This window comes from Streptomyces sp. NPDC093221 (assembly GCF_044753885.1).
Taxonomy (GTDB): Bacteria; Actinomycetota; Actinomycetes; order Streptomycetales; family Streptomycetaceae; genus Actinacidiphila.
Window position 1 is genome coordinate 1,133,451 of the sequence record NZ_JBIVOA010000003.1, and the last position, 14,467, is coordinate 1,147,917.

The 14,467-nt window shown below is 73.7% G+C and carries 9 protein-coding genes; 3 read left to right on the plus strand and 6 right to left on the minus strand.

Annotation, left to right across the window (positions count from 1 at the left end):
- The first annotated feature begins 277 nt into the window (after window positions 1-277).
- Window positions 278-1,519, plus strand: coding sequence for a hypothetical protein (locus ACIQCJ_RS16780; RefSeq protein ID WP_355338500.1), 1,242 nt, complete (start codon window positions 278-280; stop codon window positions 1,517-1,519).
- The gene (locus ACIQCJ_RS16785; RefSeq protein ID WP_355338497.1) at window positions 1,516-2,124 is read left to right on the plus strand and encodes a hypothetical protein; all 609 of its coding nucleotides are present in this window, start codon (window positions 1,516-1,518) and stop codon (window positions 2,122-2,124) included. The genes ACIQCJ_RS16780 and ACIQCJ_RS16785 overlap by 4 nt, the downstream gene beginning before the upstream one ends.
- Here ACIQCJ_RS16785 and ACIQCJ_RS16790 read toward each other — a convergent pair.
- The 3 genes from ACIQCJ_RS16790 to ACIQCJ_RS16800 form a co-directional block, all read right to left on the minus strand.
- The gene (locus ACIQCJ_RS16790; protein WP_402711718.1) at window positions 2,007-4,478 is read right to left on the minus strand and encodes an ATP-binding protein; all 2,472 of its coding nucleotides are present in this window, start codon (window positions 4,476-4,478) and stop codon (window positions 2,007-2,009) included. The two genes, ACIQCJ_RS16785 and ACIQCJ_RS16790, sit on opposite strands and share 118 nt — an antisense overlap.
- Window positions 4,479-4,568: 90 nt before the next feature.
- Window positions 4,569-7,814 (minus strand): AfsR/SARP family transcriptional regulator, encoded by a 3,246-nt coding sequence (locus tag ACIQCJ_RS16795; RefSeq protein WP_402711719.1) that lies wholly within the window; start codon window positions 7,812-7,814, stop codon window positions 4,569-4,571.
- 529 nt (window positions 7,815-8,343) lie between these two features.
- Window positions 8,344-9,111, minus strand: coding sequence for a VOC family protein (locus ACIQCJ_RS16800; protein WP_402711720.1), 768 nt, complete (start codon window positions 9,109-9,111; stop codon window positions 8,344-8,346).
- Between the two features lie 227 nt (window positions 9,112-9,338).
- Here ACIQCJ_RS16800 and ACIQCJ_RS16805 point away from each other — a divergent pair, with 227 nt between their 5' ends.
- Entirely contained in the window at window positions 9,339-10,172 is an 834-nt protein-coding gene (locus tag ACIQCJ_RS16805; RefSeq protein WP_402711721.1) for a sulfurtransferase, read from the plus strand.
- Window positions 10,173-10,332: 160 nt separating this feature from the next.
- Here the strand turns inward: ACIQCJ_RS16805 and sepH are convergent, their stop codons facing one another.
- The 3 genes from sepH to ACIQCJ_RS16820 all read right to left on the minus strand — a co-directional run bounded on the left by sepH (window position 10,333) and on the right by ACIQCJ_RS16820 (window position 14,355).
- Entirely contained in the window at window positions 10,333-11,439 is a 1,107-nt protein-coding gene (gene sepH, locus ACIQCJ_RS16810) for a septation protein SepH (RefSeq protein WP_355338482.1), read from the minus strand.
- A 374-nt stretch (window positions 11,440-11,813) separates the two neighbouring features.
- Complete coding sequence (locus tag ACIQCJ_RS16815; protein ID WP_402711722.1) at window positions 11,814-13,154, minus strand: D-arabinono-1,4-lactone oxidase; 1,341 nt, start codon at window positions 13,152-13,154, stop codon at window positions 11,814-11,816.
- Window positions 13,093-14,355: an MFS transporter gene (locus ACIQCJ_RS16820; protein WP_402711723.1), complete on the minus strand. Its 1,263-nt coding sequence runs from the start codon at window positions 14,353-14,355 to the stop codon at window positions 13,093-13,095. Before ACIQCJ_RS16820 ends, ACIQCJ_RS16815 begins: the two co-directional genes overlap by 62 nt.
- Between the last annotated feature and the right edge of the window lie 112 nt (window positions 14,356-14,467).

Sequence of the window (14,467 nt, forward strand, 5' to 3'; positions counted from 1 at the left end):
GGCCACCGCCGGGGCGACCTTGACGGCGTCTTGACGCCCCGAGCGGGACCGGGCCGTTGCCGCGAGCGTGACCCGGAGAACGCTGCGCCGGGCGCGGACTTCGCGCCGTCGCGGCCCGTTCGCTCCCCCCGGGTCCCAAGACCGCCCGTCCCCCGGCCTGCCGGGCAAGGTTTCGGCAAGGGTTTGGCAAGCCTTCCGCCAGACGCCCCGGGCAAGCCGCTTCCTGCGGCCGGGCACCGGTCGCAGGAGAGAAGACTCACTTCGGGGGGTTTCACCCATGTCAGCGGTAGACGGGCTTACCGGCCCGGCCATACGCGATCCCGGACGGTGGTCCACACTGTCCGACTGCAAGCGAGTCCTGGTCGTGGTGCACACCGTGGTGTACGGGCAGCGGCTCAAGGACGTGTTCGAACTGCTCCGCTCCGATCTGCGGATCCACGTACGCTTCACCATCGCCCCGCACGCCTTCAACCCGGGTGTCGGCGCCTTCCTGACGGCGCTGGACGCCCAGGTGCTGCCCTGGTCCGAGGCGGTGACCGAGGAGTACGACCTGGTGCTGGCCGCGGGCTCCCAGGGCCTTGAACAGTTGCGCGGCCCCCTGCTGCGGATCCCGCACGGCGCGGGTCACATGAAGCTGTCCGGGCCGTCCGGCGCGGCTCGGCGCGGCGTCAGCGGTCTGGCCAGGGACTTCCTGATGATCGGCGACCGCGTGGTCCCGGCCGCGTACGCGCTCGCCCACCGCGACGACCTGGCGCTGCTGTCGCGGTCCTGCCCCGAGGCGCTGCCCATCGCCGAGGTGGTCGGGGACGCCTCGTACGACCGGATCGCGCGCAGCCTGGGGCGCCGGGACGAGTACCGCAGGGCGCTGGGCCTGCGGGACGGGGAGAAGCTGGTGCTGGTCTGTTCCACCTGGGGCCTCGGGTCGAGCTTCAACCGGCTGGAGGCACTGCTGCCGCGGGTGCTCGCCGACCTGGACCCGGCGGACGGCTTCCGTACGTATCTGCTGCTGCACCCCAACGCCTGGGCGGGCCACGGCGGATGGCAGGTGCGCGCGTGGCTGGCGGGCGACGGCCGGCAGGCCGTTCAGCCGATCGCGCCCGATGTCGACTGGCGTCCGCTGCTGGTCGCGGCGGACGCGGTGATCGGCGACCACGGCTCGCTGACGCTGTACGCGGCGATGTGCGACGTCCCGATCGTGATGGCCCGCTTTCCCGGTCAGGACGTCAATCCGCACTCGCCGGGAGCGGCGCTGGCGGCCCTCGCGCCGGCGATCTCCCTGACGCATTCGCTGTCGCGGCAGCTCCGTTACGCGCGCGACCACTACGACCGGCGCGCGTACCGCAGGATCGCCGCGCGGATCTCCTCGGAGCCGGGCCGCTTCAACGGCCGGATGCGGCGGTTGATGTACCGGCTGCTGGAGCTGGGCGAGCCCGCCCACGAGCCGGAGACGCGGGAACTGGATCTCCCCGACCCGCTGCCGCCGCCCGTGGCATCGGCCGAGGGCGGCGGGTCACCGTGAGCCGGGATTCCGGGCACGCCGTGCCGGGGTGCCGCGAGGTCCGGGTGGAGCTGCTGGTGGGCGGTGACGGGGCGCCGTTCGGGGGCGCCTTCGCCGACGAGCACCTGAGCGTCCGCTGGGACGACGCCCGTTGCGTGCCCTGGCGGGACAGCGCCGACGTGCTGTGGCACGGTCTGCCGCTGCCTTCCCGGGCCGTCGCGCTCGCCTGGACGCGGCGGGTGTTCCGCCGTCATCCCGGCGTCCTGGCGGTCTGCGCGGGATACGGCGGCGGGGGCTCCGCGTGGCTCGCCGCCGTCACCGGCGCTCCCCCGCTGACGGTGTACGCGTCCGGGCCCCCGGGCGGGTGCGGGACGGTCGGCGGGGGCGCCGCCACGGCCGCCGTCGGGTCGCTCCTGCACGCGTGCGCCGCTGCCCGGCTGCCGCTGAACCGTCCACTGCTGGTCGCGGCGGCCTCACGAGAGCCCGGCGGGGCCGGCCGGTGGGCCGTTCACCTCGTGCCGGAGCCGACGGGCGGATCCGGCTCGGGTGCCGTACCCGGTCCGGCGTCCAGCTCCGCGATCCGGGCCGTGACCCGGTCCGTGTCGGAGGCCCCGACGCTCTCGTAGAGCGCGACCGACCGCTCGTACGCACGCCTCGCGTCGTCCGGGCGGTCGGCCCGCTGGAGGACCACACCGAGCATGTCCAGGCTGTACGCCTCCCAGTGCACCGAACCGCGCGCCTCGAATTCCGCGGCTGCCTGCCGCAGACAGGTCTCGGCCTCACCGGTCCTGCCCGCCTCCCCGAGCGCGCGGCCGAGCAGCGCCAGCGCCCGGTTCGCCTCGTACGCGTCGGGCAGTGCCAGCAGGTCGGCCCGCGCCTGGCGCAGCGCCGCGACGGCGGCTTCCGGACGGCCGGCCAGCCGGGCGGTGTCGCCGAGGGACATCCGGGAGAGCGCGGCGCCGCGGACGTAGCCGATCTCCTCGCGCAGCCGCAGGGCCCGGCCGAACCAGTCCGCCGCTTCGTCGAGCCGCCGGGCGTAGTGGTGGGACTGGCCGAGGCCGTGGAGTGCCTGGGCCTCGCCGAGCCGGTCCCCCGCCGACCGCGCCAGGTCGAGCGCCTGGCCGAACCACACGATCGCCTCGTCCGTGGCGCCGCAGTCGCACAGACCGGTGGCACCGGAGGTCAGCATCCGCAGTTCGCCCGGCGTGTGCCCGGCGCGGCGGGCCGCCTCCAGGCCGAGGCGGTGCGCCTCGACCCACAGCGCGTAGGGTCTGAGCCGCAGCCACAGCGGCCACAGCGCGTCCACCAGTTGCCAGCACAGGCCGTCCCAGCCGCGCGCGGCGGACAGCCGCACCGCCGTCATGAGGTGGTGCTGCTCGGCCGCCAGCCAGGCGAGCGCCCGCTTCTCCTCGGTGAAAGTGTGGGCCCGGTCGGGGGACAGTGCCGGGTAGTCGCGGTCCAAGGTGCGGTGGGACGGGCTGATCAGCTCCTCCGCGGCCGTCGCCGTTGCCAGGTACCACTCCAGCGCCCGGCGTACGGCGGCCGTACGGACCGGCTCCGCGTCGCGCGCCTCCGCGAGGCCGCGGGCGTGCAGGCGGACCAGGTCGTGGAAGCGGTGCCGTCCGCCCGCCGCCTCCTCCAACAGGCTGGCCTCGGCCAGCGTTTCCAGCAGCCGGTCGGCGACGGCCTCGCCGCGGCCGGTCGCGGCGGCGGCCAGCGGCAGGCCCACGTCGGCGAAGGGCAGTACGCCCAGCAGCCGGTACAACGCGGCGGCGTCCTCCGGCAGCAGGCGGTAGGACGCGTCGAGGGCGCTCTGCACAGCGGCTTCTTCTCCGATCCGCAGTTCCGCGAGGCTCTGCTCCCCGCGGTCGAGGGCTTCGGCCGTCGCCGCCAGCGGCTGGCCGGGGCGGGCCGCCATCCGCGCGGCGGCGACGCAGACGGCCAGGGCCAGGCCGCCGCAGGAGTCGATCACCCGGCGCACGGCCGCGGGCTCCGCCTCGGTCCGCAGGACGCCCACCCGCTGGGCGAGGATGTCCGCGGACGCCTCGGCGTCCAGCACCCCGACCGGGTGGAAGACCGCGCCCTCCAGGCCGAGACCGGTCAGCCTCCGCCTGCTGGTCACGACCACGACGCTCTGCTCGGAGCCCGGCAGCAGCGGCCTGACCTGGGCGGCGGAGATGGCGTTGTCGAGCATGAGGAGCAGGCGGCGGCTCGCGGTGACGGACCGCCACAGGGAGGCGAGTTCGGCCGGGTCGCCGGGGATCGCCGTCATCCCGAAGGCGCGCAGGAACATGCCCAGTGCCTCGGGAGGCGCCGCCGGGCCCTCGGGGGCGTGCCCGCGCAGGTCGACGTAGATCTGCCCGTCGGGGAAGTCCGCGGCGACGCTGCGCAGCCAGTACGCGGCCAGGGCCGTCTTGCCCACTCCCGCAGGCCCGTTGACGACGGCGACCAGGGGACCCGCGCGGAATTCGCCGCGCAGCATGGCGTCGAGATCCGCCAACTCCCGTGTCCTGCCGGACAGACGGCGAGGGGCGGGGATCAACTGCCGCGGAGTCGGCAACGCCACGGGCGCCGGAGCGGCGTGCCAGTGGACGTCGCCGATGGTGTGTCCCTGGACGACGCCTCCCCGGTGGTCGCCGCCGGTGACAGTGTTGACCAGGCGGTCGGCGGGCGGGGCGTGCGGCGCGTCGACCGCTGGGGGACCGGGGTGCCGGGGGCCGGCGGTGCCGGTGCTGTCGGCGGCCGTCGACGCGATCCACCGCGCCAGGCGTCGGCGGAGCGTGTCGCTGACGGCCGCGGCGGCGCTCAGCGTCCGCGCCGGATCGGCGGGGTCGGCCGGGGACGTCCCGTCGAGCGCGGTGGCGCTCTCCGCCGCGAGCAGGTCGACGGCCTCCCGCAGCAGTTCCTCCGCCGTCGTCCGCCCCGCCGCGTCCGCCCGCCGCAGCGCGGCCTCGACGTCCCCGCGACCGATCGCCTCCACAGCCGCTCTCCCCCGCTCTGCCGTCGGGCCGCGCGCAAACGCGGCCCTGCTGTCCCGCCGTCCGATGCCCGTGCTCGGTACTCCGTGCGCCTACGCCTCCTTCGGCCACCAGCCGGAGCCGTCCTGGTCGTCGCGGGCCAGGGAGCGCCTGATCCGGTCCGCCTCCAGCGGATTCAGCGGTTCGAAAAGGGCCAGGGCGTGCCGCCACAGCGCGCGGGCCTCCTCCGCCCGTCCCTCGTCCCACAGCAGCCGGGCCAGTACGTCGGTGGCCAGCGCCTCCTCCTCGGGTGCCTGAATGCGCCGGGCGAGGGCCGACGCGGCCTCCAAATGCATCCGGGCCTCGGGGAATTCACCGAGGGCCCGCTCCACGGTTCCGGTGCCGCGCAGGGCCGCGGCCTCTTCGTGACTGGCGCCGATCCCCCGGGCCAGACGCAGCGCGTCCTCGTGGTGGGCCTTCGCCTCCTGCCACAGGCCCGCGCCCAGCAGCACCTTGCCGAGCACATTGAGGGCGTGCGCCTCGTGCCGTACGCCCCCGGTGCGGCGGAAGGTGGTGAGGGCCGTCCTGCCCAGTTCCAGGGCCGCTTCCGGGTCGCCCAACTCCCCCAGTGCGACGGCCAGATTGGTCCTGATCACCGCCCGGTCGGTCTCGCTGAGCACGACCGCCCCGATCGCCAGGGCCTCCTTGAAGCAGGCACGGGCCGAGTCCGTGTCCCCGGTCCTGAGGTGGAATTCGGCCAGGTTGTTCACGAAGGTCGCCTGGAGTTCGACGTCACCGGCCTCGCGCACCGCCGCCAGCGCGGCGGTGAAGTTCTCCAGAGCGCCGCGATAGTCACCCATGGAGAGGTGCACGATGCCGACGTTGTTCAGACTCCTGCCGCAGCCGCGGATGTCACCGGAGCGGCGCCGCAGCTCCAGGCACTCCTGGTGCAGCACCAGGCCCGCGTCGTATTCGCCGACATGCCATTGCAGGACGCCGAGTTGCCCGAGCGCCTCCGCCGTCACGACGTCGTCCTCGCAGCCGCGGGCCAGGGCGAGGGCGCGCTCGACGGCCTCGGCCGACTGCGGGTAGCGGCTCACGCGGGCGTGGGCGGTGGCCAGGTCGAGCAGCGCGCGGGCCTCCGCCCGCGGCTGGTCGGCGGCCCGCCAGTGCGCGGCGGCGGCCTCGTGCATGGTCACGCCTTCCCGCCAGTAGCCCTCGGAGTCCGCCAGTTCGCCCAACGCGTGGGCCAGTTGAGCCGCCTGCCGGACGTGTCCCTGCTGGCGGAGGCCGCGTTCGACCGTCAGCGCGCCTTCGAGTTCGGCGCCGAGCCAGGTGCGGGCCGCGGCGGCGTCCGCCATACGGGGGACGCTCACCCGTCCCTGCGGTGCGAGTTGTCCCAGCCGGTTGCGGTGCGGGTGCAGCAGCCGGTCGGCGCGGTCGGCGGCCCGTAGCGCGTAGCCGCCCAACCGCCGCAGGGCCGCGTCACGTTCCTCCGCCGGCTCCTCCAGCCCCGCCAGCGTGGCGGCGAATTCGCCGAGCAGGTCGTGGAAGCGGTACCGCTCCGTCCGGGGCTCCTGGAGCAGGCAGTACTCGAGCAGGTCCTCGATGAGGCGTTCGGTGCGGTCCAGCGGTTCGCCGATGACCGCGGCGGCGGCGTACAGGCCGAAGTCGGGCCCGGGGTGCAGGCTGAGCCTGCGGAAGGCGGAGCGCTGCTCGGGGGTGAGCGCGTGGTACGACATCTCGAAGGCGACGGCCACTTCGCGGTATCCGTCGCGCAGTTCCTGGAGTCTGCCGGGGCTGCGGGACAGCCGCTCCATCAGATGGTCCAGGTCCCAGGAGGGTCTGGCCTTGAATCTGCTGGCCGTGATCTCGACGGCCAACGGGAGCAGACCGCAGCGGGTCACGATGTCGGCGATCCGGTCGGTGTCCGTGGCGCGCTCCGGGCCGACCAGCCGCTGGAAGAGGCCGACGGCGTCGTCGAGCGGCAGCACGTCCACGAACAGCGGGTGGGCGGCAGGCAGTTCGACCAGCCGGTGCCTGCTGGTGATCAGCACGAGCGAGGGTGAGCCGTCGGGCAGCAGCGGGAGCACCTGCCGTGTGCCGGCGGCGTCGTCCAGCACGATGACCGCGCGCTTTCCCGCCACGAGCGTCTGCCACTGCGCGGTGCGCGCCTGGAGGTCGGGGCGGATCTCCTGCGGCGGTACCTCGAAGCCCCGCAGCAGCGCGGCCAGCGCCTCCTCGGTGGTCAACGGCGACTGGGCGACGGAGTGTCCGCGAAGGTCCACGAAGACCGAGCCGTCGGGGAAGCTGTCGCCGAGCCGGTGGGCCGCGTGCAGGGCGAGGGTGCTCTTGCCGACGCCCGCCATGCCGGAGATGGCCTCGATGGCGATGACCCAGCCCGAGCCGCCCGACCGGTGCCCGGCCCGTAAGAGACGGCTGATCTCCTGTTCCCGGCCGACCAACTCCTGCCTGCGGCTGGGCAGATGGCGCGGCGCGGCCCGTACCGGCGGTGCGGTCACCTCGACGGGCTCGGCCGTCGGCGGCGCCGAGGGCCGCGGCGCGGGCGGGCGCAGGCCGGGGATGAGGTCGGGGAGCGCGGCCCGGCGGAGGATCTGTCCGTGCACCCGTGCCAGGGGCTCGCCCGGCTCGCTGCCGAGCTGGGCGCGGAAGAGGGTGCGGGCCCGCTGGTAGACGGCCAGCGACTCGGCATGCCGCCCGACCGCGTAGAGGGCGACCATCAACTGCCGTGCCAGGGTCTCGTCCAGCGGATGACGGCCCGTCAGCTCCGATGCCTCGGAGACGACATCGGCGAAGTGCCCGAGCCGTAAGCGCAGCGCCAGCCGGGTGTGCACCGTGGCGAGCCGCCGCTCGGCCATCATGTCCCGCGCCGACTGCGGCCAGATTCCCGGCAGTCCCGCCAGCGCCTCACCGATCCACAGCCCCTCGGCCGCGTCCAGGCCGTCCAGCGCCCGTGTGTCCTCCCCCGCTCGCGCGGCGACCGCCGCCTCCCGCGACAGCCGCACGAACCGGTGCCAGTCGACGCTCTCCGACTCCGCTTCCAGCGTGTACGTGTGCGCCCGCAGGGTGATCACCGCGGGCGGCTTGGAGCGCTGGGCCGTCGCCGCGCCGACCGTGCGCAGGGCGTGCCGCAGCCGCGAGATGTACGTGTGGAGGTTGGCGCGGGCCGTCTTGGGCGGTTCGTCGTCCCACAGCCGCCCGACGAGGACGTCCTGACTGACCGGGCGGCCGACGTCGAGAGCGAGCGACGCGAGCAGACAGCGTTCTCTGTCCGAACCGAGCCGTACGACCGAGCCTCGCGCCGATAACTCGACCGCGCCAAGAAGATGAACCTCCATCGTTGCCCCTCCGGCCGATGGGCACGCTCTGAAGAGTGAGCATGACACGACGGTGCGTCACGGGGCCATACCACCTCCGCGCTCACGCACGCGGGAAATCCCCGAAGGTTCGCTCGCGCGACGGCGCCTTCTGCTAAGTGCGGCCGGGCCGCGACGGGTTCACGCATCGCGTGCAGTTTCGCATATGCCTGAAGCAGGTGCCAGTGGCATATGTCCAAGATCAGCGCATTGGCCCTAGCTTGCGCGGTTGATGATCGTTCGGGCAGTCTCTCCCGCTGTACCTCAGCACCCTCATTTCTTCAACAGAACGAGGAACAAAGAGACATGAAGCAGTCACTTGCCGCCAAGGTCGTCGGCGTTGTGTGCGGTGTGGTCGCCTTCGCGGCCTTCGCCTCCATTTGCATCCCGTCCGTCATAGGCGGTTCGTCGGCCATGTTCTGACGGTCGACGCGCCCGCACGGCGCACACAGCGCGGCCCGCCCCGGCAGGTGCAGGGGCGGGCCGCGGCGCGTTGCGAGGGGGACGGGGGCTACGGCGGGCTCTGGAGGGTGAAGGGGGCGCCTTCGGGGTCGGTGAGGGTGGCGGTGCGGCCGTGGGGGGACGGGTGGGCGGCGTGGATGACGTGGCCGCCGAGGGCCGTGACGCGGGCGGCGGCGTCATCGACGTCCGCCACGGCGAAGTGGGTCGTCCAGTGGGCCCCTCGGTCGCGCGGGACGCGGGAGCCGACGCCGTGGATCGCGGCGACGGGGTGGCCGCCGACGCGGAGCAGGACGTCGTCGGAGTCGGAAGCGGCGTCTTCGGCCTCGAGACCGAAGACGGCCTCGTAGAACTTGCCGACGAGCGACGCGTCCCGCGTCACCAACTCGCTCCAGGCGAGGGTGCCGGGCTCGCCGGTGGCCTCGGCGCCGCCGAGGAGTCCGCCCTGCCAGACACCGAAGACGGCGCCCGAGGGGTCGACGGCGAGGGCGAGCCGTCCTTCGTCGTTGACCTGGAGGGGGCCGATGCCGACGGTGCCCCCGCATTCGCGGACCAGTTCCGCGGTCTCGTCGACGTCGTCGGAGGCGAGCATCGTGGTCCAGGCGACCGGCCGGTGCGGCTCGGGCGCCCCCTCGCCGATACCCGCGATGCGGCGGCCGTCCAGCTCGGCGAGGGCGTACGTGCCCAGTTGGGGCGGTCCCGGTACGAACTCCCAGCCGAACAGCGCGCCGTAGAAACTCCGCGCAAGGTCGGCCCGGTGCGCCATGAGGCTGACCCAGCAAGGGGTGCCAGGTGGGCGACGGTTCGGTACCTCGGTCATGGCTACGGTCTCCTGGCGGGCAGCCGGCACGGCGTGCCCCGCCGGTCGGGAATGGTGTGGCACAGCCGATCGTCGCACCACCCGGAGCGGCGCGCGCCGTGACCGCGCCGCATTCATCACCCTGGTGCCGCGCGGCAACCGAAATGTCATGTCGCTTCCGTTTCGCGGCCGTTGCCGTACGGTGTCCCGCCGTACGGCGGCTACGACCGGTCGACCACAATGTGCGTATGGAACCCCTCATCTCCGTGACCGAACTCGCTTCCGCCGCAGAGCGGGACGGCGTCACCGTGCTCGATGTGCGCTGGCAGCTCGGCGGCCCTCCCGGCCACCCCGCCTACCTCGAAGGCCACGTACCCGGCGCGCGGTACGTCGACCTGGACGCCGAACTGGCCGGGCCCGCCGGGGCCCGCGGACGGCACCCGCTGCCCGACCCCGAGGAGTTCGGCGCCGCCATGCGCCGGGCCGGGGTGAGCGGCGACCGGGACGTCGTCGTGTACGACAACTGGCAGGGCTGGGGCGCGGCCCGCGCCTGGTGGCTGCTGCGCTGGGCCGGACACACCCGCGTACGCGTCCTCGACGGCGGCCTCGCGGCCTGGACCGCGGCCGGACACCCGCTGAGCCGGGACGAACCCGCGGGGGGCACGGGGGACTTCGTGCCCGCGACCGGCGCCCTGCCGCTGCTCGACGCGGCCGGGGCGGCCGACCTCGCCCGCCGCGGGGTGCTCCTCGACGCCCGCGCGCCCGAGCGCTACCGCGGCGACTCGGAGCCGATCGACCGCGTCGGCGGGCACATCCCCGGCGCCGTCAACGCACCCACCACGCAGAACACCGGCGCCGACGGCCGGTTCCTGCCCGCCGCCGAACTCACCGACCGCTTCACCGGGTTGGGCGCCGGGCCGGACGCCGAAGTGGGCGTCTACTGCGGCTCGGGGGTCTCCGGCGCCCACGAGGTCCTCGCCCTCGCCGCGGCCGGGATTGCGGCCGCGCTCTACGTCGGCTCCTGGAGCGAATGGTCCGCCGACCCGGCCCACCCGGTCGCCACCGGCCCCCAGCCGGGCTGACCCCAGCGACACCCCCTACCAGGCCCGGGCAGGGCCCGTACCGGCCGCACGCGACCCGGTAACGCGCGAGCCGCCGCACAACGCGTCAGGGGCAGCCACCAAGGTGGCTGCCCCTGACGGCCGTCGGCTCCCGGTCTGCCCAAACCGCGCACCACCCGCGCTACTCCTGCTTCTTGCGCCTGCTCCCGAACACGATCTCGTCCCAACTCGGCACCGTGGCCCGGCGTCCGGGGCGGACCCCGTCGGCCTCGGCCTGGCGGTCGGTGGTACCGACCAGACGGTCGCGGTGACCGGCGACGGCGCGCGGCATCAGGACGTCGGCGTAGGCGGACCCGGCGCTGGCGGCCGGAGCCGCCTCTTCCTCGGTCTCCTCCTCCGGCTCCACGGCGGGCACGACGTCCGGAGGACCCGGCGGGCCCGGCGGAGGCGCGGGCACGACCATGTCGCCGCGGAAGTTGGGCACCGCTTCGAGCAGGCTGGTCAGCGAGTCGCGCTCCTCCGGCTCCGGCCGGTCCTCGGCGCGGGCCTCGCGGTCGGCGCGGTCCGGCCGGTCGGGCCGTTCCAACTGCCGGTCGAGGGCGCGGTCGAGAGGCCGGTCACGCGGCAGGCGGGCGATCCTGGGCACGAAGGGGAAGCTCGGTTCCTTCGTGCTCTCCTGCTGCGCGGCGTTCTCACCGATCAGCGCCCTGGCCTCGTCGTCGACGGCCGCGACCAGGCGGCGCGGCGGGTCGTAGGTCCAGCTCGCGGAGTGCGGTTCACCGGCCACCCGGTAGACCAGGAGGACTTCCCACGTGCCGTCGTCGCGGCGCCAGGAATCCCACAGGACGGTGTCCTTCTCCGCGCCGCGCAGCAACAGCCGCTCGGCGACGGCCTCGCCGAGCTGGGGCCCGGTGCTCTCGCCCTGGCGGCGTACGGGCGTCTTCCTGGCCCGCTCGGCCATGAAGGCGCGCTCGGCCAGCACGGGACCCTCGAAGCGCCGTACGCGCTCGACCGGGATGCCGGCCATCGACGCGACCTCTTCCGCCGACGCACCCGCACGTATACGTGCCTGGATGTCGCGGGGCCGCAGATGGCTCTCGACCTCGATCTCGATCTGTCCGAGACGGGCCCGGTCGTTGCGGACGGCGGCGCGCAGCCGTTCGTCGATGGGGAGTGTGTATTCCGTGCTGTCGGCAGCCTTGAGCACCAGTCGTGTGCCGTCATTGCTGACGGCCACAACCCGCAGTTCGGGCACGGTTACCTCCCGGGTGGTGCCTGCCGACGTCACGTGCGTCGCTGCTCCCGTTGGACGAGTGTGGCCTGCCCGGGTGCAGCGTGCCACAACCTTGCAGAGTTACCCGGCGTGTCGGGGTGACACGGTGACACGCCGTTATGGGACGGTGGTCGATTGGCCACTCAGCGTGACCGATCGCGGCACCCCGGGACGAGTGCCGTCGGGCTCCCCTCCCGCCGTTCCGGACCAGCTACCGACCACCCGGACGGGCAACCGGGAGCCAGGATTCGCCACGGTACTCCATTTGGGCCAGCGGGGTGGGCTGCCGCGCCGTCGAATCTGGGCCAGGAGCGCGGGAGTTGAGTGGCACGGCTCACACGAAAGGGTTGCGCGCCGAGTGCAAATGCGGACTTTCCCGTATGAAGCGACTACGAGCCCAGCACCCGCCGGAGGTAGTCGTTCGTGAACCGCCGGTCCGGGTCCAACCGGTCCCGCAGCGCCGTGAATTCGCCGAAGCGCGGATAGGCCGAGGCGAGGTATTCCGCGTCGCGGGTGTGCATCTTGCCCCAGTGCGGACGCCCGCCGCGCGCGGTCATGATCCTCTCGACCGCGGTGAAGTACTCCTGGTAGCGGCTGCCCCGGTACATGTGCACCGCGATGTACGCGCTGTCCCGGCCGGACGCCGTCGACAGCGCGATGTCGTCCGCGGGCGCGACCCGTACCTCCACCGGGAAACTGATCCGCAAGTCGGACCGCTCGACCATCGCCTTCAGCTCGCGGATCGCGTCGACCGCCGCCTCGCGCGGCACCGCGTACTCCATCTCCACGAAGCGCACCCGGCGCGGGCTGGTGAAGACCTTGTACGGGATGTCGGTGTACGAACGGGCCGACAGGGCGCGGCTGGAGAGCTTGGCGATGCCGGGGATGACGGCGGGCGCGGCCCTGCCGACCACGCAGGCGGCCTGGAAGACGCCGTTGGACAGCAGCTCGTCGTCGATCCAGCCGCGTACGGCGGGGACGGGCGCGGCCGGGCCCTGGCTGCGGTTGTTCCGCTTGGTGTTGCAACTGTCGGTGTGCGGGAACCAGTAGAACTCGAAGTGCTCGTTCTCCGTGGCGTGCTGCTCGAACTCCGCCATCACCCGGTCGAACGCCATCGGCTCCTCGCGTGCGGTCAGCAGGAAGACCGGCTCGACGGCGAAGGTGACGGCGCTGACCACGCCGAGCGCGCCGAGCCCGATCCGGGCGGCGGCGAAGACGTCGGGGTTCTCCTCGGCCGAACAGGTCAGCACCGAGCCGTCGGCGGTGACCAGTTCGAGCGCGGTGATCTGGGCGGCGATCGAACCGGAGTCACGGCCGGTGCCGTGCGTGCCGGTGCTGGTGGCGCCCGCCACCGTCTGCTCCATGATGTCGCCCATGTTCGTGAGCGACAGGCCCTCGGCGGCCAGCGCCGCGTTCAACTGCTTGAGCTGGACGCCCGACTCGACGGTGACGGTGCCCGCCGCGCGGTCGATGGCGCGGATCGCGGTCAGCCCCTCGGGGCGGATCAGCACCCCGTCGGTGGCCGCCGCGGCGGTGAAGGAGTGCCCGGAGCCGACCGCCTTCACCGGCAGGCCGTCCTCGGCGGCCCGCCGCAGCACGGCCGCCAGTTCGCCCACGGAGGCGGGCGCCACGGCCCGCGCCGGCCGGGCGGAGACGTTCCCCGCCCAGTTACGCCACGCCTTCTGTTCGACCCTGCTTGTCGTGCGTGCCGTACTGCCCGTCGTGCTCATCGCGCGGCCCCTCCCGCTCCGGCGCCGGCATGAGCCGGCGATACCCGAGAAACGCCACCGCCACGGCGAGGACCGCCGAGGCGGCGGGCACCGCGAAAGCCGCCGACGCCCCGTGCGAGTCGATCACCCGACCCGCCACCGAGGCCCCTGCGGCGACCCCGACCGCCATCCCCGTGGAGGTCCACGTGATGCCCTCGGTCAGTTTCGTCCGCGGTACCAACCCTTCGATCAGGCCCATCGCGGTCACCATCGTCGGAGCGATGGTCAGGCCCGAGAAGAACAGCGCCACGGCCAGAAACGGCAAGTTTCCGACCAGTAGTGGCGGGATCATACTCACAGTCATCAACGCGATGCCCAGCAGGAACCTCCCGGTGGGCGTCCCGCGCGGGGTCATCAGCCCGAAGACCAGCCCGGCCAGACACGATCCCAGGGCGTACGTCGCCAGCACCAGACTGGCCAGCGCCTTGTGCCCGCGCTCGTCCGCGAAGGCCACGGTGGCCACGTCGACCGCGCCGAACAGCGCCCCGGTGCCGACGAAGACGCCGGTGACCACCAGCAGCCCCGGCTCGCGCAGCACCGACCGGTCCGAGAGGCGGTCGCGCGGATGCGGCGGCGGCTCGGTGGCGTGCTGCGCGGTCAGCAGCAGTACGCCGGTGCCCAGGAAGACCGCGGCCAGCAGCGGGCCCGCCTCCGCGAACCAGGCCGTGCACAGCCCGATCGACAGGATCGGCCCGAGGATGAAGACGATCTCGTCCACCACCGACTCGAAGGAGTAGGCGGTGTGCAGGAGTTCGGGAGAGCCGCGGTGGATCCGCGACCAGCGGGCGCGCACCATGGCGCCCATGCTCGGCGTGCAGCCCGCGCCGACCGCGCACACGAAGTACACCCAGTCCGGCGAACCGGCCCGCACCGCGATCAGCAGGGCCGCCACCGACAGCACCGTCACGGCGCTCGCGGGACGCAGCACCCGCCGCTGTCCGTACCGGTCGACCAGCCGGGAGATCTGCGGTCCGATCGCCGCCCCCGACAGGGCCAGCGCGGCGGCGAGCGCGCCCGCGAGCCCGTACCTCCCGGTGACCTGGGAGATCATCGTCACGATGCCGATGCCCAGCATGGACAGTGGCATCCGCCCGATCAGCCCGGCGGCGGAGAACGCCTTGGTGCCGGGAGCGGTGAAGATCGCGCGATAGGGGCTGGACAAGGGCGCTCCCGGCGGCGTCGCCGAATTCTCGGTAAGGAACGTAGCTGGCGCGTACAGCTTACGAGTCCGCGCAACCGAATTGTGCCGCGCGGCGCCCCGGATTCCACCGCGC

Excerpts from the sequence above, each read along its gene's own strand:
- ACIQCJ_RS16795 (WP_402711719.1), bottom strand. The coding sequence starts at position 7,814 with ATGGAGGTTCATCTTCTTGGCGCGGTCGAGTTATCGGCGCGAGGCTCG.
- ACIQCJ_RS16780 (WP_355338500.1), top strand. The coding sequence starts at position 278 with ATGTCAGCGGTAGACGGGCTTACCGGCCCGGCCATACGCGATCCCGGA.
- ACIQCJ_RS16800 (WP_402711720.1), bottom strand. The coding sequence starts at position 9,111 with ATGACCGAGGTACCGAACCGTCGCCCACCTGGCACCCCTTGCTGGGTC.
- ACIQCJ_RS16805 (WP_402711721.1), top strand. The coding sequence starts at position 9,339 with ATGGAACCCCTCATCTCCGTGACCGAACTCGCTTCCGCCGCAGAGCGG.
- ACIQCJ_RS16815 (WP_402711722.1), bottom strand. The coding sequence starts at position 13,154 with ATGAGCACGACGGGCAGTACGGCACGCACGACAAGCAGGGTCGAACAG.